The organism is Trinickia sp. (assembly GCF_036503415.1).
GTDB lineage: Bacteria > Pseudomonadota > Gammaproteobacteria > Burkholderiales > Burkholderiaceae > Trinickia.
On the sequence record NZ_DASXWY010000007.1, the window covers coordinates 23,184 to 47,175 of the forward strand.

Here is a 23,992-nt window from a genome sequence, read left to right on the forward strand (position 1 = left end):
GCGCCGTCGAGCGCGCGGGGCTCGTCGTCATTGCGCCAGTAGCGGAACGTCGGGGCCATCGGCCCCCGGACCCGGCGGGCGGAACGCCGCACCCGATTCGATCATTGCGCGTTGCACGAGCGCCTTCGCTTCGACACTGCCCGCATCGATCGACAACGCGCTGCCGGCTTGGTGCCACGCGCAGTTCCATTGCTGCTGCACAGCGCAGACGCGCGCCGAATTCAAAGCGGAGTCGCGTGCCCTTTCGCGTGAAACGAGGTCTTGCTGAAGGATGAACGCCTCGCTGTTGCCCGGCTGGGCAGCCCGTGCCGCGTCGAGCGCGCGGCGCGCCGCCGCGAGATTGGCCTTTGCAAGACTCGCCTGTGCGAGCGCGATCGAGCGCTCGACCGAGGCCTGGTGCGGCTCGCGCTGTGCGTTTGCGCTTCGGATGGCGGGGGTGTCGTTGAGGGAATACGACGAGCTGCCTATGCTGGGCCGAGGCGTATCGCTGGGCGGGGCGGTACCGGGCAGCATCGGTACCGCGGGCTGCGGAGGTATCGCAGCATCGGTATACGCGTTCGCGCTGCGGCGCGCCGCCTCCTCCTTCGGCGCACTCGACGCATAGCGGTTGCGCTCCTGGCGTCGCGCAACGGCAGGCGCCTCTTTCGATTGTCCGCGCTCGGGTGCCGCATCGACTTTCGACGAAGCGCTCTGCGCATTGCCCTTGGCGGGCGGCGCGGGGGCGACGGGGACTTGAGCCGGATCGGGACGAACGTTCACGGCCGCCACGGATTGCTCCTGCGCAGGCGCCCGCGCAGGGGCAGGCGGCGGCGCAGCGGGCACCGGCTTGGGCGGCACGCGCGCGGCGGCTACCGCGGGCGGCGTCGCCGCCGCGGCCGGCGCGTCATTGGCATGACCAGAAGGTTTGCCGCCCACCGATGCGCCGGGCTGCACGCTGCCTTCGACCGTCCGCACAGGCGCTTGCTCGTCGTGTGGCGAAGCATCGTCGTGACGATGCAGCAACACGATGGAACCGAAAAGCGCGACAAACGCGGCCAGCGTGACTGCCGTGCTCGCTTTCACGCCCCATTGACGGCCCCCCGCGGCGCCGAAGTCACGAATGGGTGCCGCGATGCCTGCAAACGGCTCGGCCTCCCCGGCTGCTGCGAACAGCGGTTGCGGCCGCGCGGTCCACGGTGGAACGCCGCCTTCGCGCGCCGCCGTGGGCTCCTTCCGTTCTTGCGAGGGCGCGCCTTGGGCGGGCGCGCCTTGGGCTGGGGCGCCTTGGGCTGGCGCGCCTTGGGCTGGGGCGCCTTGGGCTGGGGCACGCGAGCTTTGCGTCTCACGTGCGCTCTTGCCGAACGCGAGTCGAGCGTGCGTTCCGCAATGCGGGCAGAACGATACGCGCTCCGCGACGCGGACTCCGCACCGCGCGCAGGTCGCGGGAAATTGAATCTCAGCGGCAGTCTCGCTCATCAACATCGTCAACTCCTACTCCTTACAACGAGCAACGAACGTTCAGGCTTAAAGACGCGCTCTTGAATCAGCGCCGGACAACAATTCGAGGTGGCGACCAGGGGCATCTTTTCCGAGTTCGTGAAGCTGGGGATAGCCCACTATCGGGCAGCGGCCGGGCCAGCGTCAAGAGACGGTGCCGAATAGCATCAGCGCGAATCCGTCAGAAGTTAGCGGCTCGCCGCAATACGGATCCGACTCCTTTTGTTTTTCCACATTACGGTGCAAATATTGCATGAAAGGGCAGCCGCGCCGGCTCTAACGGTCAACGTTCGCCACTGCTCATGAGCAACGTCCGATATTCGCTGGGCGTCACGCCCACGGTAGCCTTGAACTGCCGAGTGAACGCACTGTGGTCCGTATAGCCGCACAGCGCGGCCACGTCGGTCACTTTGTCGTTGGATACCAGCAGCGCGGTAGCCGCGTCGAGCCGGGTCTGCAGCAGCACCTGCCGCGGCGTGAGATGAAACACCTTGTGAAAGTAGCGCTCCAGTTGCGCCACCGACATGCCGGCCATTTCGGCAAGATACGTCAGGTTCAGCGGCCGAACGTAGTTCTCCTGAATATGTTGAACGACCGCCGCCAGGCGCGAATAAGCCGGATGCGTTTTCTCGTTTGCCTTCAGGTCCCGCGATATGCCGGCCAGGCCGACGATCGCGCCGGCGCTGTTGCGCAATGGAACCTTCGAACTCAGACACCAACCCGGTTGACGGCCCGGATAGAGATGCAGTTCGAGCTGATCCATCATCGGCGGACCGCCTTCGAGGACCGCACGATCCTGGGCCATATACGTGCTGGCGAAGCGGCTCGGGAACACCTCTTCCGTCGTCTTTCCGATCAGCGAGCCCTTTTCCTTGCAGCCGCAACGGGAGGCCAGCGTCCGATTCACGAGCGCATACCGGGTTCGCTCGTCCTTGACGAAGAATACGACATCGGGAAGGGCATCGAAGACAGGCTCCAATTGCGCAAAGAACGGCAACATGTCCTCTAGCGTCGCGGCGGCGGGCATCTCGGGAAGGGAAAGCATCGGCGGCAACGTCCATTTCGGGCGAATCGCTTACGCGTCGCGTGCGGCAATCGAAGATCGCCCGATTATAGGGTGCGCGAGCGATCCGCCGGCGCGGCCTGGAGCAGCGTGCCGATGCGCGCCGGAGTGAACGGCGGTCTCGGCGGCGCGCTGTCCCAGCCGAAATAGACTTGAGCGGCCGTGCCGCAAATGCGTCCTTGGCATGGCCCCATCCCGCACCGGGTATGCAACTTGGCATCGCGCCAATTCGCGTATCCGGCAACGGCGCCGATCGACACATCCTCGCAACGGCACAAGAGCGTATCGTTCGCGGGCTGCTCGCGCGCCGCTTCGCCGAGTGCGAATGCTTCGTCGAGACGTGCCGCGAAGCGGCGCCATCGCTCGCGCGTCCGAACGAGTGCGGGCGGTATGGGCACGCCGCTCGCGGCCAGGCCCGCGATGCGCCCTTCCACGCAGGCAAGTTCGGCGCCGCCGATACCCGTGCATTCGCCGGCAGCCCAGATGTGCGCCATGCTGGTGCGCTGACGCCCGTCGACGGCGATCGCGCCGGCTCGAATATCGCACTCGAGCGCCAATGCCAAAGTCAGATTCGGCACGAGCCCATAGCCATAAGCAAGCCGATCGCACTCGAGCACGACGTCGCGCATGCCCCGGCGCACGACGACGCTTTCGACGCGGCCTTCTCCGCGTACTTCGCGGACCACACTGTCCGTCCAATAGGCGAGGCCAGCAAAGCCGCGCGTCAATCGCATGGCCTGCCAAAGTTTGGAGGGCGTTGCGGCAAGCGACAGCCCAAAGCGTAGAACCGAAGCGAGCGTCGCCTGTTCGACCACGGCGACGACGTTCGCACCGGCCGCGCGTGCCGTTGCGAGGGCAGCCATGAGAAGCGGGCCCGTGCCGGCGATCACGACGCGCTCTCCCCGCACCGGCATCCCACCTTTGACGAGCGCCTGCAGGCCACCCGCCCCCGTGACGCCCGGCAACGTCCAGCCCGCGCAAGGCAGCAACCGCTCGCGTGCGCCCGTGGCCAAGATCAGCTCAGAGTAGGAAACATACCGCGCGCTACCGTCGTCGGACTCCAATAGCAGCGCCTGCGGTACCGGCGCCGCAACGACACGCGTCGCCGAGAGTATCGTCGCGTTCTCGGCCGTATCCAACGCGCCCGACATTCGACGCATGGGCGGCGAAGCTTGCGTGTGCGGTCCCTGACGCCAAATCTGGCCGCCCGGGCGGGGGTTGTCGTCGACGATGGCCACCCGCTTGCCCAGCCGGAGCGCTTCGCAGGCCGCCGCGAGCCCCGCGGGTCCCGCGCCGACCACGACGATATCGAAGTCCAATTTCATCGAGGCGCGTGCTCCGTCTCGACCCGCATGCCGTCGCGGCAAACCGTCTGGCATGCCAGCACGTAGGCGCGCCCATCGACCGTGACGCGGCACTCCTGGCACACGCCCATTCCGCAAAACGGTGCACGCACCATCCCCCCGACCGACACACGCGTGGCTCCAATGCCTTGGGCCATGGCGAGCGCGGCCGCGACCGTCGTGTAGCGCGCGACGCCGACCTTCACGCCATCGATCGTGACGTTCAGCTCGGCCATCGCGTCGTCGCGCGCATGCGCGGCACGGGATAGCTTGTCACGCATGAACATGTGCACTCTCCCCAAAGCGTTCGGGCCGGTACGGGTGCGAATCGATCGCGGGCTCCGTACCGAGTATTTGCGCAGCCAGGAGCTTGGCCGTGGCAAGCGAAGTCGTCACACCCAACCCTTCGTGCCCCGCCGCGATCCACACACCGGGTGCACCCGGGCCCGCGTTTCCAATGAGCGGCAGTCCGTCGGGCGTGGCTGCCCGAAAACCGGTCCACGCGCGCAACCCGTTCAATTGCGCCAGCCCGGGCAGATAGCGCGCGCATCGGGCAAGCATCTGCGCGAGCACGTCCAACTCGACCTCGGGACTCGTTGTCGAAAACTGACGCGACGAGCCCAGCAGTAGTTGCCCCGTGGGCCGAGGCTGCGCGTTGAATGCGACCGAGGTACCGCTCGCCTGATGCGCACTGTCGATATAGCCGAGCTCGAGTAACTGATGCGTGATGAATCCCGGATAACGATCCGTGACAAGCAAGTGGCCTTTCTTCGGTTCGATCGGCAACGACGGGACGAGGCGCCGCGCCTGTATGCCATTGGCCACGACAACGCAGGCCGCGCTCAAGCGCTCGCCATTCGCGAGCGTGACCGTTTGGGCGCTGACGCCGATCGCTTCCGCGCCCGTGCGCACGCCGATAGTTCGTGCTCCTGACGATTGCGTCAGCAACCACTGAGCCGCCCGTGGCGCATAGACGATGCTGTCGTCCTCGACGAGCAAGCCGCCTGCCATTGCCGGCGATAAGGCGGGCTCGCAGTTGCGCAACGCATGGCGATCGAGCAGTTCGGCGCTCACGCCGCGCTGCTCGAAAGTCGCCTGCAGCGCGCATGCGGCTTGCCACTCGTGCTCGTCGGCCGCGACCCAGAGGGTGCCGCAGCGGCGAAACGCGTCGAGCTCGCGCAGCTGCGGTGCGAGCTCGAGCCACAAATCCCGCGAATAGCGCGAAAGCACAAGCTCCTCCGCGGAATCGTTCATGACGACGATATGCCCCATGCCGGCTGCGGTCGCGCCGCCACCGATGCCGGCCGCGTCGAGCACCTGCACGGTCATTCCTCGCGCCGCCAGCTCCGCGGCGCACGCGGCGCCGACGATCCCCGCGCCGACGACGATCGCGTCGGCGCTCATACGCCCCGAGTCAACGCAATGCCGGCCGCGAAGGGATCGTCGTCTTCGAACCAGAGCTTGCCGTCCGCCATGATGTGTGCGCGTCCGGTGATCGTCGGCACGATCGAGCCGGGCGCCTCGCGGCTGCCGCTTTCGCCCTGACTTTCGTTATTCGCGCCGAGCGCATAGGACCCCTCGAACACGCTGCCGATAATGCTTTCCTGTCGCCAGCGCGCACCGGGCGCGAGCTTGCCGTCCGCCGCAAGGCACGCGAGTTTGGCACTCGTACCCGTGCCGCAGGGCGAACGGTCATAGGCGTCGCCGGGACAGAGCACGAAGTTCCGGCTGTCGATACCTTCGCGCGAGCCCGGTCCGAAAAGCTCGATGTGGTCGATATACGCGCCGTTCGCGCCGGTGATGCCCGCGGCGGCGAGCGCCTCGCGAACCTCGTGCGTGAATGCCGTCAGCTCCGCGATACGTGCCGGTTCGAGTTCATGGCCGTGATCGGACACGAGGAAAAACCAATTGCCGCCCCACGCGATATCCCCGGTCAACCGGCCGTAGCCGGGCACCTCCACACTTACCGCATGGCGGTACCGGTACGCGGGCACATTGCGCACCGAGACGCTGCGATCGGTGTTGAGCGTCGCCTCCACGATTCCGACCGGCGTCTCGATGCGATGCGCGCCCGGTGCGATCCGCTTCATATAGGCGAGCGATGCAACGAGACCGATCGTGCCGTGGCCGCACATGCCGAGATAGCCGACGTTGTTGAAAAAGATGACGCCAGCCGTACAACTCGGGTCGTGGGGCTCGCATAGCAGTGCGCCGACGACGACGTCGGACCCGCGCGGTTCCGTCACGATGCTCGCGCGCCAGCCGTCGTGGTGGGTGCGCAGCCGCTCGAGCCGCTCGTGAAGCGGGCCGTTTCCGAGATCCGGGCCGTCCGATACGACGAGGCGCGTGGGCTCGCCACCGGTATGCGAATCGATGATATGTAGTGTCTTCATGTGGCAAATGGTAGGAACCTGCGCGGCAGTCCGTCTTGGTACCGTTGCGCGTGCCGGATGCCGATTTCGGCATACCCTGCGCTCGGGGGACCTTGTGCCGAAATCGGCATCGCGAATGCGCGATCCGCGCAAGACTCGGCGGCGAGCGCTGCTTACACTGCCGAAATGGTTTCCCTGTATCGGCCTCGCTCTGGAGAGAAAAGATGGCACAAGGATGGAAGGGTGTATTACCCGCGGTGACGACCAAGTTTCACGAGGATTTCAGCATAGACCGCGCGTGGACGGCGAAGAATATCGAAGCGCAGATCGACGCCGGTGTCGACGGCATCATCGTCTGCGGCTCGCTCGGCGAAGCCTCGACGCTCTCACTGGACGAGAAGCTCGAAGTGCTCGATATCGCGGTTCAGGCCGCACGCGGCCGCGTGCCCGTCTTGCTGACGATCGCCGAAAACAGCACGCTCGACGGCTGCCGTCAGGTCGAGCGGGCCGCCGCGCACGGCGCAGCCGGCTATATGGTCTTGCCCGGCCTGCGTTATCTGTCCGACCGGCGGGAGACGCTGCATCATTTCCGCAGCATCGCTAAGGCGAGCCCTTTGCCCCTGATGATCTACAACAACCCGCTCGCCTACGGCGTCGACATGACTCCCGAAATGTTCGCCGAAATCGCCGACGAGCCGAAGATCGTGGCGATCAAGGAATCGTGCGGCGACGTGCGGCGCGTGACAGATCTCATCAACGAAGTGGGCCAGCGCTACTCGATTCTGTGCGGCGTCGACAATCTGGCTGTCGAAGCGATGCTGATGGGCGCGCATGGCTGGGTAGCCGGACTCGTCTGTGCCTTTCCGCATGAAACGGTGGCGATTTATCGCCTCGTTCAGCAAGGGCGTATCGAAGAAGCCATCAAGATTTATCGCTGGTTCGCCCCGTTGCTCGCGCTCGACGTCTCGGTCAAGCTCGTGCAGAACATCAAATTGGCCGAAACGATCGTCGGGCTCGGGACCGAGCCCGTGCGCGCGCCGCGGTTGCCGCTCGCCGGCGACGAGCGGGCCAGTGTCGAAGCTCTGATCCGCAAGTCGCTCGAAACGCGGCCGCAACTGCCCGCCTTCTGATCGACGGGAACCGGCGATAGCCGGCTGTCGCGTACTTCGCCCGGCGCCGGCCGCCGGCGCGAAGTGCGGCATCGAGGCGGGTGGCGCGCATCCGACGTTTCAGGCAACACCGAAACGTCGCCCGGATCGCTTCGCTAACATCGGCCTCATGAACACGACCACACCTTCCCCTTCCTTCACGAAGACGATCGCGCTCGTTTTGGCCACGGTCAGCGTCGCCTTCGTCGTCACGCAACTCGACGTGACGATCGTCAACGTCGCCTTGCCGAACATCGGCAGCCGACTGCATGCGCCCGTTTCGGAACTGCAATGGATCGTCGATGCCTATACGCTGGCCTTCGCCGTACTGATGCTTTCGGCCGGCGTGTTCGGCGACCGCTTCGGTCCGCGGCGGCTGTTCGCCTGGGGACTGGCGCTTTTCGCGCTTTCGTCGGCCGCCTGTGGGCTCGCCCCCGGCGCGGGAGCGCTGATTGCGGCGCGCGCGGTGCAAGGCGTCAGTGCGGCGGCGATGCTGCCCAATTCGCTGGCATTGCTCAATCGGGCTTGCAGTCACGACCCCGACCTGCGCGCACGGGCGGTCGGCCTTTGGACCGCATCGGGCGCGATTTCGATCGCAGCCGGGCCGGTACTCGGCGGTATGTTGATCGCGGCATGGGGATGGCGCAGCATCTTTCTCGTGAATCTGCCCGTCTGCGCCGCGGGCTTGCTGGCCATCCGTTTCTGGATACCGCTCAGCTTCGATGCCTCCGCGCGTCGGCATAAAGGCGAGAAAATCGGCATCGATCTGCCGGGGCAACTGCTCTCGGTTGTCGCGCTGACGGCTTTCACCGCCGCGGTGATCGAGTTGCGTCCGTTGGGCCTCGCGCATCCGCTCGTCATCGCCGGCTTCGCGACTGCAGTACTCGCCGCCCTGGCACTGATCTTCGTGGAAGCGCGGACCGCCGCACCGATGCTGCCGCTTTTCCTGTTTCGCGATGCGACGTTCAGCGCCGCAGTCGTTTTCGGCATTTGCGTCAATATGGCGTACTACGGCATGGTGTTCGTGCTCAGCCTCTATCTGCAGCGCGTGCGAGGCGATACGCCGCTCGAGGCGGGGCTGGCGTTTTTGCCATTGACCGGTGGGTTTCTGTTCTCGAACGTCGCGAGCGGCTGGATCGTCGCCAAGCGTGGCCCCCGCTTTCCGATGATGCTCGGGGGCGCGCTGGGCGCGCTGGGCTATGCACTGCTCCATGCCACGCAGGCCAATACGCCGTTTCCGCTGCTTCTTGTACCGTTCTTGCTGATTCCCGGCGGAATGGGCTTGGCCGTTCCGGCCATGACGACGGCCATTCTCGCGTCCGTCGATCCGAAACGGGCCGCAACCGCATCGGCGCTGCTCAATACCGCGCGCCAGGCGGGCGGCGCACTCGGGGTGGCGGCATTCGGTGCGCTTGCCGGAGGGGCGGGATCAGACGGTGTCATGCACGGTTTGCAGGTATCGGCTGCGATCGCGACAGGCTTGCTTGTCGTCGGGGTGATGCTCAGCCGCTTCATCCACCCCGACGCACATGCGCGCGAACGTTCGGCTGCTCGCGCAACGGACGAGGCCGGCGTTCAGGGCGGCCGCTGATCCCTGCGGCCGGGGCTGCATCAAAGTGAAGCGTTCTGGATCGTGCCGGTGTCGAGTGCTCGCTCGATGAGACCTTCGTCGAGCGCCTTGCGAATAGCATGGGCGATCAACTTGTCAGGCGGAGCGATATCGGCCTTCAGCGCGCCCAGCATGCCCTCGGCATCGAATATGACCAGCGTTTCGGCGGAATCGTCGCGGCTGATGATTACTCGGTGGTGAGCCCCATCGTCCTCGCCGAGGCTCGCGCAGAACCGCATCGGCTGGCCGTCGATCATCTGCTCGAAGTTTTCGATCATCGCAATGCCCTCCTCATCGCGCCACAGCGGACGTTATGTTCTACGCAGCAATTTCCGTGCGCGAACACCGTACGCCAATGGCGGCACCGGAGGGCCGACGCCCGGACGTCAGAGCAAATGCCGTTTGGGCGCGCGCGCCGCATCGACGCTGATGCCGCCCGCCCCGGTCACGAACAGCAAGAGGAAGCCGCCCGCGATGCAGACGTTTTTCCAGAAGTGGATGACCATATCGTGCTGAATCGTCGGATCGACGACGTTCCAGAAATCGTGTCCCAGCACGGCCGTCAAAATCGTGTACACAGCCATACCGAGCGCGAGGGGCCGCGTCCAGAGTCCGAGCACGAGCATCAGCCCACCGAGCGCTTCGACCGCCGTCGCGATCGGCGCCGCGATCTGGACGAAAGGAACGCCTTTGGTGTGCAGGTAGCCCACGAAGCCGGCATAGCCGAGCAATTTCATCACCCCGCCCCACAGGAACAGCACGGCAAGTGCTAGACGAGCGATGAAAATGACGCCGGAATCGACGGGACGCGTCATGAATACCTTCTCCTTCTTCGATCGAGCAAATGAAAAAGCGGGCGTCGCTGCCCGCGTCGTTGGACAGGATATGCGGTGCGCCGGAGTTTTCCAAGCGCCGCGCGTTCCTGAACCGGTAAAGACCGAAAGAAAATGTAAAAGGCGGGGCCGTGAAAAAGCCCCGCGTGTTAGGCGACCTGCTGGCTGTGCCCGGCGTCGCTTTCCTCGGTGTGAACCGCGCCGAATACGCTCAGAGGACGAATGAGAGGGCCTTCCGAGCGCAGCCCCATCGCGTTGAGCAAGCGGTACAGCGTGGCGCGTGAAACACCCAACTCGGCCGCCGCACTGGATAGGCTGTAGGCGTGGCGCGCGAGCGCTTCGCGTATCGCTGCGCGCTCCGCTTCGCAGCGCACTTCGGCAAGCGTACGCCCTGCCCTCGGCCCGGCGTCCGGGAGCCCGAGATCCGCAGCGGTGATGAACCGTCCCTCGGCCATGACCACTGCCCGCCGCACGCAATTGATCAACTCACGCACGTTTCCGGGCCATGCATAATTGAACATCGCGGCCACGGCATCGCTCGAAAAACCGCGAATCTTGCGCGCGCCGTCGCGCTTGTGCAGCGCGAGCGCATGGTAGGCGAGCAGTTTGATGTCGTGCCCGCGCTCGCGCAACGGTGGCTCGTCGAGCCGCAACACGCACAACCGGTGAAAGAGGTCCGTGCGGAACCGGCCCTCCTCCATGGCCTGATTGAGATCGACGTGCGTCGCCGAGATGATCCGCGCATCGACATGGACAGAGCCATTGCCCCCGAGCCGCTCGATCGTCCCTTCCTGGAGAAAGCGCAGCAGCACGGCCTGGCACTCGTGCGGCATATCGCCGATTTCATCGAGGAAAAGCGTGCCGCCGTCAGCCGCTTCGATGCGGCCGATTTTCCGTTGCAATGCGCCCGTGAACGCGCCACGCTCATGGCCGAACAGTTCGGATTGCAGCAGCGACGGAGGAATCGCCGCGCAATTGATTGCCACGAACGGTTTACCCGCACGGGCCGAGCGCTCGTGAATAGCGTGGGCCGTCAACTCCTTGCCCGTACCGGACTCGCCGGCGATGAACACCGGGGCATCGTTGCGCGCGCACTTTTCGACGCCGCGATAAAGCTGCTGCATCGGTGCGCTGCTCCCGACCATCGTGCAGCAACCGGCCGCGGGCGGAGCCTCCGTCGCTTTGAGGCGCAGCGTGGACAACCCATGCGCATGGCCCAGCACGATGGCGAGCCGCTCATCGCCGCACGGCATCGTCACGAAGTCGAAGCAGTAATCGACGATGAACCGTCTGACCGACGGTAGATCGGCCTGCCCCCGTCGTACGAGCGCAACCCACGTCGCTTCGGTATGACAGACGCAGCTTTCGAGCTCGGCCAGTTGGTCGTCGGTGACATCGGGCGGTAACGAGACCACCCCCACCCGGACCGCACCCCGTTCGAGCAGCCGCTCGACCTGAGGTGCCGCCTTGGCATGTACGACGTGCCAGCCGGCCATCACGAGGCCGTCGACGCTGAGCGGATCTGACTTCAGCGAGACGAAAAGAACCGTACGTTCCGCCTTCAGCGGATTCAAAACGTCAGGCATGGTGCTGCTCCCCGATATCGATGCGCCTTGCAAGCCCAAATCTAAATGGTTCGCATCGATGCAATATTGACGACGGTCAACTTCGGTAACCAGCCGCTCTTGCGCTATATCCGAATTCGTTCGTCATCGCTGCGGCGAGTCGTCTGAGCGACCCTGCCTGTTTCGTCCCGCCTCGATTGGTCGGGACGTCCGATTTCACAGAAGCAAAAGGCGGCCCCCAGATCCATTGGGACCGAACTCATGCCTGTGCCTACCCTTTTATCCTCGGAGTTCTTTCTCTCGTTCGTGCTTTGGAATGCCGCCGTCACGTCTCGAGACGCACCGCACACCGCACGTTTCAAACCCTCATGCACTGCAACATATACGAGAGCGAACGGAATTTCCATAGGAAAATTACCGGTAGGTCAAACACGGACGGGAATTTCTACGTGTTAGGTAGCGGACATACCGAATAAGCCAGACTTTTTAATCTGGACAGCGACGTTCCTGCGGCGCACCAGCCCCAGCCAGCATGCAGGTGGCGAGAGGCGTTAAATAGGAAAGCACGACCATGCTTTTCAGCGTTTGCAGAAGTATTATTTTTCAGAAGCTCGCTTGTGGATTAAAACGCTTGTAATAATATCGCCGAGCAACCGCGGCGGGACGAGGCTTTGCGGCAGACGAAGGATAGGCGAATAATAATCAATTGCAATTGGCAAAACCAACGCATAACGAAACACACGGGGGATAGCGTGGCGATCGCATCGAATACTCATCGCGGCATAAGCCGAATATCGCTTTACACGACAACCGCGCTGGTCGCGCAATTGGCGCTGCTCACGATCTGGATGGCGCGCTATTTCGTCCTTGATCCATTGCATACTCCGATGGTCGGCTGGGACTTTGCGGTTTTTTGGTCGGCCGCTCGCGTTGCGCTGGAACACGGCGCGCCAATGGTGTTTTCGCGCGATCTCATGGCCGCGATGGAGTCGCACGTGACCAACTTGGGCGGTGTGGGATTGTGGCCCTACCCCCCTACGTTCCTGCTTGCCGTCATCCCGCTCGGTCTGCTGCCATTCGCCGCAGCGTATGTCCTTTTCGCGAGTGCCGGCATCATCTGCTACACCCTCGCGATCAGATATCTGGCCCGGGGCGTTGGTCGAACGCAGCTCGTCTTTCTGGCCGCTTTTCCGGGAGTTGCGGTTACGCTGCTTGCCGGACAAAACTCTTTGTTTACCGTGGCGGCAGCCGGCTGCGCGCTCGCGTTATTGCCGGCACATCGTCTGCTCGCCGCCGGCTGCATCGCCGCGTTCGCCATCAAGCCGCAACTGGGCGTGCTCTTTCCGGTCGTGCTGCTCTGCTCGAGACAGTGGAAAACCCTGATCGCGGCCGGCGCTTTCAGTCTCGCTTTCGCAGCAATCAGCGCCGCGGCGCTGGGCCTCGAAGCATGGACGTCGTTCGCAGCGTTTCTTCCGGAATTCAACCGCTCCGTCGTCGAACTGGGCGGCCGGCTTTGGAACGGTATGCCAACGGTTTTCGCCATGAGCCGTATCGCCGGCCTGTCCACCCATGCGGCATATCTCGCCCAAGCAGTCGTGGCGATACCGGCGATCGCCGTCGTTGGGTTTCTCTGGGTTCGGCCGGCACGGCATGACCTGCGCGCCGCGGCGTTCGTCGTCGCGACCATGCTGGTCCAGCCGTATTTCATGTATTACGAGCTCTGTTGGCTCGTGCTGCCAATCGTTTTCCTGATCCGCGACGGGAGAATCGTTGCACTGAACCGCTTGGAGTGGGCCGTTCTCGTCGCGGCGTGGCTCGCGCCCGCGCAGGGCATGCTCGCCGTCGCGCTCAAGACACCCGTCCAGATCGCACCGGCCGTCATGATCGCCATGCTCGCAATGATCGTCCGGCGGCACGCGCTCACGGATGCTCGCACTGCCTGACGCTCAACGCGCAGCAGTGCGGGTTCGCAGCGAGAGGGGCCTGCGCGCGTGATCGGCGCGCGTCGTGTTGCGCACGACGGGCAAGGTGCTGATCTTCTTGCGCGCTTGATAACGTCGCCGTACGAGGTAGATCGGGCGCTCCTTCGTTTCGTGATAGATGCGCCCGACATATTCGCCCACCACACCCACGCCGATCAGTTCAATGCCGCCCAGGAAGAGGACTACCGAGAGCAGCGACGCATAGCCGGGCACCGGATTGCCGAAGATGAGCGTCCGCCCGATGACGAAGCCGCCATAGAAGAATGCGAGCAATGCGATCGCGCCACCGATGTAAGTCCAGCTGCGCAGCGGTACCGTACTGAAGCTGGTGATGCCCTCCAAGGCAAAGTTCCAGAGCCGCCACCCCGAAAACTTCGAATGTCCAGCGCTACGCGCTTCCCGCTGGTACTCGACGATCACCGTCTTGAATCCGACCCAGGCGAACAGGCCCTTCATGAACCGGCGGCGCTCGGGCAAGCTGCGCAGCGCGTTGACGACTGCCCGATCCATCAAGCGGAAATCACCAACGTTCTCGGGCAGTTTGACTTCGGAGAGCAGGTTGTGGACGCGGTAGTAAAGGCCAGCCGTCACGCGTTTCGCGAACGTATCGGTGGCGCGCGAGCTCCGCTTGGCCGCCACGACCTCGGCGCCGCCGAGCCAATGCTCGATCATGACGGGAATGAGTCCCGGCGGGTCCTGCAAGTCCGCGTCGATCGGAATCACGGCATCGCCGGCTGCTTCGTCGAGTCCCGCAGTCAACGCGGCTTCCTTGCCGAAATTTCGCGTGAGATCGATCACACGCACGCGAGCGTCGCGCGCGCTCGCCTGAACGAGCTTGTCGAGCGTACCGTCGCTGCTACCGTCGTTGATGCAGACGAGCTCGAAGCGTATCGTTTCGATCGTTTCGAGCACGGCAACGAGGGTGGAAAAAAACGTATCGACGGCCGGCTCTTCGTTGTAAAACGGCACAACGATCGAAACCAGCGGCTTGAAAGTTCGAAAAGACATGATTCCCCCCGTCATGCGCGTGCTGTCGGCGCGCAACATTTCATTTGGTTCAACCGTGTGCACCCGCCGGCCCTTCTTCGCGCACATTCGCCCAGCACGCCCCGCGCGCAGCGCGAGCCGCATGCCGCTGCGCCGCGATACTGCGAATCAGCATGAAGAGCGTCGCCGCAAGGATCAACGGCATGAACTGAATGTGCAGAATCTTGACGAGCGAGATCCCGAATATCGGCGTCAACCAAAGCACGATCAGCCACTCGCGTTCGAGCGGCCGCCATCCACGCTCCATCGCGTACTTCGCATACCACGCGACAAGAACGCCGAGCCACGCCAGGTCGTAGTCGTAAAGATACGGGCTCACCATCAGCGACGCGCAAACGAGCGTCGCCGCCCGCAGAGACTGCGACGCATCGCGCGACCATGCGTACCATACGGCCGCGATCGCCGACAGCGCAGAAACCGCCTGTGCCGCATTGGCCAGCATCGTCGGCCCATGCGCCAGCTTCACGAGCGAATAGGCGGATGGAACGCGATGCAGCGATGCACGCCCCGACTCCACGTATCCGGCTGCCGTTCCCATGTTGGGGAGAAAAGCGTAAAGCGTATCGATACCGAAGAAGGCAACCGAGAGCGCGAGCATGGCAAGCGCCGTCACGACCAGCGCGCCCAACGCACGCCACGACCTCGCGCACAGCAGTGCAAACGGCACCAGCACCGCCAGTTGAGGCTTCATGCATAGGACGCCGAAGCACATGCCGGCGAGCACGGGGCGGCGCGGCAGCAAGACGAGCCCGAACGCCACGAGCGACGCGGTCAGGAGTCCGTTTTGCCCCGTCAGCACGGCAAGCGCGGCGCCGGGAAACGCCACAGCCACGATCCAGACTTCCTTGCGCCCTACGATGAGATGCATGGCCTTGACGAAAGTCGCATAGGTGCCGCCGAGAAAAAGCGCTGCGGAGATTTTCCAGGGCAGCAAGGCGAACGGAGACACGAAAAGCAAAAAGCTCGGTGGGTAAAGCCACGGCAGCACACCCGGCTCGTGCGATAGCGCGGCGCGCTCGACCTGCTCGAGTACGGCGAAGTTGTATGCGTCGACGGCATGCCCTGCGAGCGCGAGATGCGCCGCGCTCCAGAATGGAACGAAATCGATCGCCAGCGGACTCATATTGCCCGGAGGCTCAAGCATCGTCCTCGCGATATAAATCGCGTAGAAGCACAGATAGCAGATCAGCGCACCGACCGAATAAAAGTTGAGGCGGTCCGTGGTGAGCCAATGCGCCCCACGCTCGCCGCCCAATCGTTGCCAAAACGTCGATGCCATGGTTTTCGCTGTCATAGTCATGTCCCCGAACCGATACTTACCGCTCGCTCGCCGCGCCCAAGCGCGCACGCCGCAGCACCGCCCACAGCAAGACAAGCAGGACCAACGGCCCGACTTGCGGCAGCATCGCGATGCGATTGAAGTGTTCGTAGATCGGCAGCAGCCAGCCGGCGAGCCAGGCCGGTTGCTCGCCGCGCAGCCAGCCCCCTTCGAGTGCCAGCGCCGCCAGGCAAACGAGTGCGACGCCTAGCCACACGAGCTCGTAGTGCCACACATAAGGACTCGCGAGCAATCCGGCCAGCGCGACCGCGGCCGCGCGCAGACGTGTATCGGCGCAGCGTTGCCAGACATCGCAAGCGGCAACCAGTGCCACCGCAGTGACGCATGCCTGGCCGGCGTAGGCCGCACCGAGCGGCACACCGGCAAGACGCAGGGTGGACAGCGTCGTCGGCGAAGCAAACCAGAAATGCTGGCCTCCGTGGTCCAGCAATGCGTCACGCAGGACACCCGCATTGGTGAAAAATGCGGTCAATGAATGGATGCCGTATATGAGGATGCCGGCGGCCGTCGTGACGACAGCGGTCAGTGCGGCCGCAACGAATGCTTTCCAGGCGCGCGACGCGATCAGTACGAACGGAAATACGAGAGCCACTTGCGGCTTGATCGCCAATAGACCGATGCACAGTCCCGCCGCGACCGGCTTTTCCGCGACCCAGCATACTGCCAAGGCTGCGAGCGCCGCCGTGATCAGCGAATTCTGCCCAACGATGGCGGCAACGAACGCGCCGGGCAACGCTGCCACCAGGAGCACGGCGACACGCTTGCCGCCCAGGCCTCGGTGGACGTTCGATACGCTCGTTGTCGCCCACACGTAGCAGCCCGCACTGACTGCGACAAACAACAAATAGGCAGTCGAGAACGGTAGTAGCCCAAGCGGAGAAACGAAGAGTAAAAACGCGGGCGGGTAAACCCATCCAAGGGAATGGACGTCGGCAAAATCGCCGAACAGATCCTTTTGCGCGTCGATGAATGCAATGTGTTCGTAGACCTGCGCGGAATGACCCTGCAGTACCAAATGCGACGCGGCCCAAAAAATCGAAAAATCGATGCCGGGCCGCCCCGCGTTCCCGCTCGCAAAGCCGTGGCTCACCCACCCCCACGTGGCGAGGAAGCCCACGTAGACGCAGACGATCACACCGCTGCATCCGAGAAGCCGCTGCGGCGTGAGCCAATTCACCGGGCGGCTCGCAGCGCCGCCCGCCCCCCGACTCGATAAGTACATCGCACCACCCTGGGTCGGCCGTTTCGCAATCCCGTCCTACGGCCTTGTCGTCGATCATCGTTATCTGCACGTTCGGTCGTACTGCCACCGTCGCACATCGCATAGGGCCATTGTTGAGATAAATCGATGCGACTTGCAAGCCGTGCTTGACCTCTATAGCGAGCCTCGATATGCGCAAGCGTACGCCACCCCACATATCGTCCTGTCGCCGTTTCGAGGTCCGCTCAACACGCGTATCAAGGATGAAACGCTTCGGATCGAATGCACCCGTGAATTGAGGCCGCTTACCCGGCCCGGGCTACGAGATGTGCGACAAACACGACGCGTCCCGCAGGGCACACCAATCCCGGCTCGAGCGATATGCGGCGCGCGTTTGGTCGAATCGCACACATCGCGGAGCGCGCTGTCGGGCGTCTCACGCATGAGACATCTGGGGCGCCGCCGGCCTGTTCTCTCGTTCGCAGGAATCGTCCATCGCTTGACGGATAAGGCGATGACGCCCATTGGCATAGCGCTTGCGAAATGAGCCGCACGGAAATCGACGTCGCATGCCCGGCAAACGATCGGAGTTCCCTACGAGGATCGCTGGAAACGGGAAACGGGCATAGCGCAGGGGGGAACCTGAGTGTGTGCCGCCGCGAATCGCCGCATCGGCACATGCAAGGGAACAAGAATGCAGTCGATGAACCGTGGCGTCGTCATTCGTGACGACGCCTGCAAGGCAACGATAAGCCGGGGGGCTTAAGCATGAAAAACGATACTTGGATGCGGCATCTCGCGTGCCACAACACAGGACCGGCCACCGCGTCACGACCCGCTACGGGACGTGCATCGCGGTCTCGCCTGGCTCCCTTCCGTCAAGCCCCGACATTGAAACCGGCATCGCGTTTTGCGCGGGTACATCCGAGAGCCTCCGGGCTCTCGGGCGTACGCCTCTTGCACATCTAGTCGCTTCGGCAGAAACGCAACGTACCGGTTGCAAGGACGCCTTTTGCCATTTTTTGTTTCCGTGCAGTACCGGCAGTACCCGCAGTACCGGCAGTACCCGCAGTCCAGTCCCGAAACCACACGGCCAAGGGAATTTGTTTAGTCATCCTAAAGGAGATGTTCAAATGAAATTCATCATCGATCAAGCCAAGCGCTTTGCACGCGACGACGAGGGTGCAACGATGGTCGAGTACGGCCTCATGGTTGCGCTGATTGCGATCGTTTGTATCGGTGCAGTCACCACCATCGGCACGAACCTCGACCTCGTGTTCACCGATATCGGGTCTTCTCTCTGACGAGCGGTGCGCAGACGCGGGCGGTTCGATCCTTCGATTGGTCCGCGTCTATCCCGATTTGATGAGTTTGAAACATAAAGGGATGGGAGCCCGCCATGACTCCACGGATTGATTCGCTTCTGACACGTGTCGCCGGCTCGACCGCGGGCTTCGTCCGTGAGGACGAAGGCGCGACGATGGTCGAATACGGCCTCATGGTATCGCTGATCGCGCTTGCGGCGTTTGCCTCGGTCGTCTACTTCGGCACGCAATTGCAAGCGCTGTACGACAACATCAGCAACGAAATTACTGCCGCGCTCTAAGTCAGCGCGGGTCATCGAACACAGCGAGGCCAGCATGATGCTCCCGACTCTTCCGCATCAACCGATTCCGCTTCTCGTCGCCGTCGTCGTCGTGGCAGCCGCGAGTACGGACATCGTCGCGCGCCGAATCCCAAACCCGCTGATTCTGCTGGGACTGTTTGCGTCGCTCGTCGTACACGGATGCCTCGACGGAATCGCCGCCGGCACCGGCAACTGGCTCGCGGGCGGCCTCACGGGATTCGGATTGCTGATCCCGCTCTATCTCGTTCGCGGTACGTCTGCGGGGGACGTGAAGCTCATGCTGATGGTCGGCACCTGGGTGGGCCCCGAGATGATCGTCGCGATCACGCTCGCCACCTTCGTGATCGGCGGCGTCTGGTCGATCGGCCTGGCGGTGCTGCGTCGCCGGACGCTGCAGTTGTATCTGAACCTCGCGGCCATTCTTGGAGGGGGCTTCGCTCCTGCGCGAGTCGCGCGAGCCGGTGCCGCTCTCGCGCCCGGACAGTTGGCCTCGATCGGCTCGCTACCTTACGGCGTCGCAATCGCGGCCGGGACATTGGGGATGCTGTTCATCGCTACGGCATGACGCACAGGTGCAAACCATGGGCTTTTGGCGGATCAACGGGTTCTTGGGAACTTCGAAATCAAGCGATCGAATCGATCGCCCTGCATACGGCGACACAGGCGTCGAGGCAGGCAGGAGACGAAACATGAGCGACTTCAATGTCGAAGAGCAAGACGAGGTGCAGGTGACCAACGCGTTGCGTGCACTCTCGGCGCGGAAAGCAGACGACACCGCACATGCGCTGCCGCGGGCTCCACGCTCGATTGCCGACACCGGGTTGCCCCCGATTTTCGTCGGCAGGCTCGTTCTCAAGTCGACGATGCTGAACGGCAATTCGAGTTTTGCGGATCTCTCCCGGCGTCATTGCCTTCCCGTCCCCGTTCTGGAGGACATTCTCGCGTTTCTGGTTCGGGAACACCTCGCCGAGATCACGCATCGAGGCGCGACCGACATCGATGTCCAGTTTCGTCTCACCGACGCCGGTCGGAGCGTCGCCGCCGACGAGCTCGCGCGATGCTCGTACTGCGGCCCAGCCCCTGTCGCCTACGAGCAGTATGTCGAAGCGGTACGTGCGCACGCGATTCGCAACCAGCATGTCAGCCGCGACTACGTACGCGCAGCGTTCGCCGACGTCAGCGTCGAGCCCTCGCTGCTCGATGCCGCCGGCGCCTCGCTCAATGCAGGCCGCCCGCTCATGCTCTACGGCCCGGCCGGCAGCGGCAAGACGTACATCGCCGAGCGTCTGGGCAAGTTGCTGCAAGGTGACGTGCCGATTCCCTATGCAATCTATGTCAGTGGCGAAATCATTCAGCTCTACGACCCGCTGCTGCATCACGACGCTCCTTTGCAGTCGTACGGGCTAGCTGGGGACAAGCGCTGGCGCCTCTGTGAGCGCCCCGTTGTCATTTCGGGCGGCGAATTGACGCTCGACGGCCTCGATCTGCGCTTCGACGCCTCTGCCGGCTTCTATCAGGCGCCACCGCACCTGAAGGCGAACATGGGCCTTTACATCGTCGACGATCTCGGCCGCCAGCGCGTCGCCGCGCAGGATCTGCTCAACCGCTGGATCATGCCGCTCGATCGCGGAGTCGACCTCTTCACGCTGCATTCGGGAATGCGCTTTTCGGCGCCGTTCGAGGTCTGGCCCGTGTTCTCGACCAACCTCGATCCGGCCGACATCGGCGACGAAGCGTTCCTGCGCCGGCTCGGCTCGAAGCTCCATATGGGACCGATGTCGCTCGAGAACTATCGAGCCGTGTTCGAAGGATGCTGCCTCACCTACGGTCTCTCGAGCTCGCATGCCGCCTTCGACTATCTGATCTGCACTTTGCACGAAACGAGCGGCAAGCCGCTTCTCGCCTGCTACCCGCGGGATTTGCTGAGCCTCGTCAGCGCGTCGGCCCGGTATTGCGACGCACCGCTCGAGGCGACCCCCGAAGGATTGCTCGAAGCATGGCACAGCTATTTCGGCTCGAACGCCGGAATCGATCGCAGCCATCCGCCCCTACCCGCGACTCCGGCCACGGGCAAACGGCATGCCGCCGGCCAAGCGGCCGACATTTGACGAATCGTTAGGAGTCCTTTCATGAAAAACTCGCGCGCTCTCATCATGTTGGCGATAGCCATGCTGGCTGGCTTGGCCGCCGTCGTGTTCGCCTCCCGTTGGCTCATCCATACCTCGTCGAGCTCGGTGAGGCCCGTGGCAGTCGCCATCGACGATATCAACCTCGGTCAGCCACTGAACACCAATCTGATTCGTATCGTCAACTGGCCAAGCAGCAGTGTGCCGCCTGGCACGTTCCAGGACGTCAAATCACTCGAGGGACGCGTCGTCCGCTCGAGCCTCACGCGCGGCGAGCCTGTGCTGGAGTCGAAGCTCTCGCCCGTCGGCACGAAGGGCGGTCTCTCCGCCGTCATCAACAAGGGCGACCGCGCGATCACCGTGCGCGTCAACGACGTGATCGGCGTTGCGGGATTTGCATTGCCCGGCAACTACGTCGACGTGATCGTGAACACGCAAGAGCCCGGCGGCACCAACGATCAACGCAGCATTTCGAAGATCGTGCTCGAAAAGATTCTGGTGCTCGCGGTCGCGCAACAGGTGAGCCGCGATGACACGCAGCCGAAAGTCGTCAACGCGGTGACGCTCGAAGTGACGCCCGAGCAGGCGGAAAAACTCGACCTCGCTCGCAGCGTCGGCACGCTTTCGCTCGTGCTGCGCAGCCAGATCGACAGCGACACGCTGCTGACGAAAGGCGCGACGAAGAGCACGTTGCTCGGCACACCGGCTGCGACGGTCGCAGCATCGGCGCCCGCACCGGCCAAACCCGCTCGCGTGCACTACAAGACAGCGGCCGCGCCGGTCAAGCGCGACTGTGTCGGCGTGCTGTCGGGCATTTCGGGCGGCGTCGAATGCTTCTAGTGTCGAGGGGCGCGCGTGAGGATCGGCACGCACCGCCCGGGACCCAAAACGACACGTAAAAAGCGGAACTCACGAGGTACAGGCATCACAACCGGGGGGCATCACCAAATGAACACGAAACTGAAACACTCGGCAGCCCACCTGCCGCGGCGCTGCAAGATGAGCAGCGCGATCCTGGCGGCACTGCTGGGTGCAGGCCTTGGCATTGCCGCTGCGCAAGCCGCGGCGGCACAGCCGAATTCGAACAGACAGCAGGCAGTGCCTGGTGCGCCGATGCAGATGACCATCAGCATGGCGCCGGTGCCGGCCGCCGGCGCCGCCGGCACTGCGGCAGCTGCCGCGCAACCCTTGCGCGGCCCGAACTGCAAGGGCGATATCGCCAACCAGACGAATGTCTCGGTGGCGGTCGGCAAATCCACGCTCGTTCCCCTCGCCGAGCCCGCCCGCAACCGCTCTCTCGGCAACCCGGGCGTCGTCATGGCAACGCTCGTCTCGCCGCGCACGCTCTATCTCGTCGGCATGTCCGTCGGCACGACGAACATGATCGTCCAAGGCGCGAGCGGCGCCTGCCAGATGATCGACGTGTCAGTCGGCGTGGATGCGGCGGGCCTGCAGCAATCGCTCGCGCAGTTGCTGCCGGGCGAGCGCGGCATTCGCGTGTCGACGGCAGCGGGCAACCTCGTTCTTGCGGGCAATGTCTCGAGCGCCACGGCCGCGCAGCAGGCGACGGAAATCGCGCGCGCCTATGCCAACGCGCAGCCGTCCGAGCAAACCCAGTCCACCTCGAACGCAGTTGGCAACGGTATGTCGGGCGGGAACTCCCAGGTTTCCAGCTCCGGCAACTCGTCCGGCATCATCAATATGATGACGCTCGATTCGCCGCAGCAGGTCATGCTCGAGGTGAAGGTCGCGGAAGTATCGAAGACCGTCATGGATCAGCTCGGCTCGGCGCTGAACCTCCAAGGCGGTTTCGGGTCGTGGACGGGGGCGTTGGTGACGAGCCTGCTTCAAGGCGTGAACACCATCGTAGCGGCCAGCAAATCGAACAGATTGCCGTTCAAGGTCGCCGTGGACGCGCAAAAGAGCGACCAGCTCACGAAGATTCTTGCCGAACCGAATCTCGTGACCATCAGCGGTCAGGAAGCTTCATTCCTCGCCGGCGGCAAAGTCTTCATCCCGGTGCCCCAAACCAATGTCGGAAACGTGACCACCGTCACGCTACAGGAAGAAGAGTTTGGCGTCGGGCTCAAGTTTACGCCAACCGTGCTCGGCAACGGCCGCATCAATCTGAAGGTCGCGCCCGAGGTTTCGGAGCTCTCTCCCACGGGCGTCGCCGTCAGCGCCACCGGCGTCAGCACATCGGCGATTCTGCCGCTGATCACGACACGGCGCGCATCGACAACGGTCCAGATGAACGATGGTGAATCGTTCGCGATCGGCGGCCTCATCAGCAACAACGTCACGGGTGCGCTAAAAGCGTTCCCGGGCCTCGGCGAGGTGCCCGTCATCGGCGCGCTGATGCGCAGCACGGATTTCCAGCAAGACCGGACCGAACTCGTGTTCATCATCACACCACACCTCGTGAAACCGCTGCCGGCCGGCCGATATCCGTTGCCGACCGATAGCTTCACTCAACCGAAGGACATCGACGTCTACGCCACCGGCAACATGGAAGGCCGCGGCGCAGCGAAGGCCACGCAGCCGGCGACGGCGACACCGTCCGCTGCGAATACGCCCGCGCAGCCGAGCCTGCCCGCAGCCCCGCCCGCGTCGCAGACGAGCGAGCCGGCTACCGCGCCTGCGCCGCGCAAGCCCGCCCCGCAGGCCGCCCCGGTCGAGACGACTTCAGTGCCGCACGATGCCCCTGCGCCTGTCTCCACGATGCCGGTCGCCGCAACGGAGATCGCCACGGAGCAGATAGCCGCGGAGCCGACGCACGCACCGGCAGAGCGCGAGCGGGCGGCACGCGTAGCTCGAATCGAAGCCGCGGCGGCGCGCATCGCGGCTCATGACAAGCAGGCGCTCGCGATGTCGAGCACGTCGAAAAGCCCGGTGCGGCACTGATGCGATATCAACGTACGAAAGTACGAAGGGGAAAATCTCATGAAACGCGATTACGTTACTTCGTTGCGCCGTGTGCTTGCCATCGCGCCGGTCTTCGCGGCGCTCGGCGGGTGCATGACGAGCACGCCAATCTGGGATGCGCATTTCGGCGAAGCGGCCCGCTCCGTCGTCCAGGCGCAGATCATCGATCCGCAAGCGGCCGAGCATAACCCGTCGGCACAGGGTGTCGACGGCAGCGCCGCGGTGTCCGCAATGCGCCGCTACGACAAATCGTTCAGCCCCGCCCAGCAGCAGTCGGGGAACCCGTTCGTCATCGGCATAGGCGCCGGCGGCGGAAGCAATCAATGACACAGCACC

At 64.0% G+C, this 23,992-nt stretch carries 23 protein-coding genes; 10 read left to right on the top strand and 13 right to left on the bottom strand.

Annotated features, from left to right (window positions below):
- Positions 1 to 27 precede the first annotated feature (27 nt).
- The 6 genes from VGL01_RS01075 to VGL01_RS01100 all read right to left on the bottom strand — a co-directional run bounded on the left by VGL01_RS01075 (position 28) and on the right by VGL01_RS01100 (position 6,275).
- Positions 28 to 1,455: a hypothetical protein gene (locus tag VGL01_RS01075; protein WP_331566207.1), complete on the bottom strand. Its 1,428-nt coding sequence runs from the start codon at positions 1,453 to 1,455 to the stop codon at positions 28 to 30.
- Positions 1,456 to 1,759: 304 nt separating this feature from the next.
- Positions 1,760 to 2,521, bottom strand: coding sequence for an AraC family transcriptional regulator (locus tag VGL01_RS01080; protein ID WP_414720141.1), 762 nt, complete (start codon positions 2,519 to 2,521; stop codon positions 1,760 to 1,762).
- 65 nt (positions 2,522 to 2,586) lie between these two features.
- Positions 2,587 to 3,864, bottom strand: coding sequence for an FAD/NAD(P)-binding oxidoreductase (locus VGL01_RS01085; RefSeq protein ID WP_331566209.1), 1,278 nt, complete (start codon positions 3,862 to 3,864; stop codon positions 2,587 to 2,589).
- A complete protein-coding gene (locus tag VGL01_RS01090) occupies positions 3,861 to 4,163 on the bottom strand; it encodes a (2Fe-2S)-binding protein (RefSeq protein WP_414720149.1) in 303 nt (100 codons plus the stop codon). The genes VGL01_RS01085 and VGL01_RS01090 overlap by 4 nt, the downstream gene beginning before the upstream one ends.
- Positions 4,156 to 5,286 carry an FAD-dependent oxidoreductase gene (locus VGL01_RS01095; protein ID WP_331566211.1) on the bottom strand — a complete coding sequence of 377 codons (1,131 nt, stop codon included), beginning with the start codon at positions 5,284 to 5,286 and terminating at the stop codon, positions 4,156 to 4,158. Before VGL01_RS01095 ends, VGL01_RS01090 begins: the two co-directional genes overlap by 8 nt.
- Positions 5,283 to 6,275, bottom strand: coding sequence for a 4-hydroxyproline epimerase (locus tag VGL01_RS01100; RefSeq protein WP_414720142.1), 993 nt, complete (start codon positions 6,273 to 6,275; stop codon positions 5,283 to 5,285). Before VGL01_RS01100 ends, VGL01_RS01095 begins: the two co-directional genes overlap by 4 nt.
- Positions 6,276 to 6,478: 203 nt before the next feature.
- On the opposite strand from VGL01_RS01100, the gene VGL01_RS01105 reads away from it, so the two are divergent.
- Both VGL01_RS01105 and VGL01_RS01110 read left to right on the top strand, forming a co-directional pair.
- Positions 6,479 to 7,384 (top strand): dihydrodipicolinate synthase family protein, encoded by a 906-nt coding sequence (locus VGL01_RS01105; RefSeq protein ID WP_331566213.1) that lies wholly within the window; start codon positions 6,479 to 6,481, stop codon positions 7,382 to 7,384.
- 148 nt (positions 7,385 to 7,532) lie between these two features.
- Positions 7,533 to 8,993, top strand: a complete 1,461-nt coding sequence (locus tag VGL01_RS01110; RefSeq protein ID WP_331566215.1) for an MFS transporter — start codon at positions 7,533 to 7,535, stop codon at positions 8,991 to 8,993.
- A gap of 20 nt (positions 8,994 to 9,013) precedes the next feature.
- Here VGL01_RS01110 and VGL01_RS01115 read toward each other — a convergent pair whose 3' ends face one another.
- The 4 genes from VGL01_RS01115 to VGL01_RS01130 form a co-directional block, all read right to left on the bottom strand.
- On the bottom strand, positions 9,014 to 9,289 hold the full coding sequence (locus VGL01_RS01115; RefSeq protein ID WP_331566217.1) for a hypothetical protein: 276 nt from the start codon (positions 9,287 to 9,289) through the stop codon (positions 9,014 to 9,016).
- A gap of 108 nt (positions 9,290 to 9,397) precedes the next feature.
- Positions 9,398 to 9,826 (bottom strand): DoxX family protein, encoded by a 429-nt coding sequence (locus tag VGL01_RS01120; protein WP_331566219.1) that lies wholly within the window; start codon positions 9,824 to 9,826, stop codon positions 9,398 to 9,400.
- Between the two features lie 167 nt (positions 9,827 to 9,993).
- Entirely contained in the window at positions 9,994 to 11,430 is a 1,437-nt protein-coding gene (locus VGL01_RS01125) for a sigma-54 dependent transcriptional regulator (protein WP_331566221.1), read from the bottom strand.
- 575 nt (positions 11,431 to 12,005) lie between these two features.
- Positions 12,006 to 12,290, bottom strand: a complete 285-nt coding sequence (locus tag VGL01_RS01130) for a hypothetical protein (RefSeq protein ID WP_331566223.1) — start codon at positions 12,288 to 12,290, stop codon at positions 12,006 to 12,008.
- A 114-nt stretch (positions 12,291 to 12,404) separates the two neighbouring features.
- Between VGL01_RS01130 and VGL01_RS01135 the strand changes: the two genes are divergently transcribed.
- Positions 12,405 to 13,352, top strand: coding sequence for a glycosyltransferase family 87 protein (locus tag VGL01_RS01135; protein WP_331566225.1), 948 nt, complete (start codon positions 12,405 to 12,407; stop codon positions 13,350 to 13,352).
- 3 nt (positions 13,353 to 13,355) lie between these two features.
- Here the strand turns inward: VGL01_RS01135 and VGL01_RS01140 are convergent, their stop codons facing one another.
- Genes VGL01_RS01140 through VGL01_RS01150 form a run of 3 tightly spaced genes read right to left on the bottom strand, consistent with a single transcriptional unit; the run spans position 13,356 to position 16,954 of the window.
- Positions 13,356 to 14,399 (bottom strand): glycosyltransferase family 2 protein, encoded by a 1,044-nt coding sequence (locus VGL01_RS01140; protein ID WP_331566227.1) that lies wholly within the window; start codon positions 14,397 to 14,399, stop codon positions 13,356 to 13,358.
- A gap of 49 nt (positions 14,400 to 14,448) precedes the next feature.
- Complete coding sequence (locus VGL01_RS01145) at positions 14,449 to 15,732, bottom strand: glycosyltransferase family 87 protein (protein WP_331566229.1); 1,284 nt, start codon at positions 15,730 to 15,732, stop codon at positions 14,449 to 14,451.
- A 22-nt stretch (positions 15,733 to 15,754) separates the two neighbouring features.
- Positions 15,755 to 16,954, bottom strand: coding sequence for a glycosyltransferase family 87 protein (locus tag VGL01_RS01150; protein WP_331566231.1), 1,200 nt, complete (start codon positions 16,952 to 16,954; stop codon positions 15,755 to 15,757).
- 1,157 nt (positions 16,955 to 18,111) lie between these two features.
- Here VGL01_RS01150 and VGL01_RS01155 point away from each other — a divergent pair.
- The 7 genes from VGL01_RS01155 to VGL01_RS01185 all read left to right on the top strand — a co-directional run bounded on the left by VGL01_RS01155 (position 18,112) and on the right by VGL01_RS01185 (position 23,983).
- Entirely contained in the window at positions 18,112 to 18,282 is a 171-nt protein-coding gene (locus VGL01_RS01155) for a Flp family type IVb pilin (RefSeq protein ID WP_331566233.1), read from the top strand.
- A 95-nt stretch (positions 18,283 to 18,377) separates the two neighbouring features.
- Positions 18,378 to 18,584 (top strand): Flp family type IVb pilin, encoded by a 207-nt coding sequence (locus tag VGL01_RS01160; protein ID WP_331566235.1) that lies wholly within the window; start codon positions 18,378 to 18,380, stop codon positions 18,582 to 18,584.
- A 37-nt stretch (positions 18,585 to 18,621) separates the two neighbouring features.
- Complete coding sequence (locus tag VGL01_RS01165; RefSeq protein WP_331566573.1) at positions 18,622 to 19,170, top strand: A24 family peptidase; 549 nt, start codon at positions 18,622 to 18,624, stop codon at positions 19,168 to 19,170.
- Positions 19,171 to 19,294: 124 nt separating this feature from the next.
- Positions 19,295 to 20,713 carry an ATP-binding protein gene (locus tag VGL01_RS01170; protein ID WP_331566237.1) on the top strand — a complete coding sequence of 473 codons (1,419 nt, stop codon included), beginning with the start codon at positions 19,295 to 19,297 and terminating at the stop codon, positions 20,711 to 20,713.
- 21 nt (positions 20,714 to 20,734) lie between these two features.
- On the top strand, positions 20,735 to 21,571 hold the full coding sequence (gene cpaB / locus VGL01_RS01175; protein ID WP_331566239.1) for a Flp pilus assembly protein CpaB: 837 nt from the start codon (positions 20,735 to 20,737) through the stop codon (positions 21,569 to 21,571).
- Between the two features lie 108 nt (positions 21,572 to 21,679).
- Positions 21,680 to 23,635 (top strand): type II and III secretion system protein family protein, encoded by a 1,956-nt coding sequence (locus tag VGL01_RS01180; RefSeq protein WP_331566241.1) that lies wholly within the window; start codon positions 21,680 to 21,682, stop codon positions 23,633 to 23,635.
- Between the two features lie 39 nt (positions 23,636 to 23,674).
- A complete protein-coding gene (locus tag VGL01_RS01185; RefSeq protein WP_331566243.1) occupies positions 23,675 to 23,983 on the top strand; it encodes a hypothetical protein in 309 nt (102 codons plus the stop codon).
- The last annotated feature ends 9 nt before the right edge of the window (positions 23,984 to 23,992 follow it).